General features: G+C 60.1%; 1 pseudogene. It reads right to left on the bottom strand.

Features of this window, described 5'->3' with window-relative positions:
- A pseudogene (locus ACODS3_RS26500) lies at positions 1–441 on the bottom strand (hypothetical protein); the annotation flags it as partial.

Here is a 441-nt window from a genome sequence, read left to right as displayed (position 1 = left end):
CTTGCAGATAGGTACGTGCGCCCTTGAGGTCGACTTCACGGCGCCATTTCTCGCGGTCCTTCCAGGCTTGCAGCTCTTCCTGGGACGGGTATCGGCCATAACGGGTATGCAGCATCTGGCGCATGTCTGCGCTCTTGAACAGGTCCATCGTGCCCAGCGAACCGCCCGGCCCGTTGCCGTGCATGATCAGCATCTCCTCCAGGTCCATCTGATCGAAATAAGCTTCCCTGTCGCTCAGAAACTGTTGGGTGCTGGCGCTGTTGCCACGTATCCAGGAGGGCTGGTATTTGGGGTCGCCATTGGCCCCGCAAAGCGCGGCTACGGTCTGAGCCATTTGCAGCTTATGTTCGTGTTCTTGCTGCCAGTTCTGATACGCGGCCTGATCCCCCGCCAGTTGCATGCCCAGGTCGTTGAACACGCCCAGCGGATCGTCGAGGGCGA

It is taken from the genome of Pseudomonas sp. FG43, from assembly GCF_057809175.1.
Note: the sequence above shows the minus strand (reverse complement) of the source record. Positions and strands in the feature narration are given on the sequence as shown.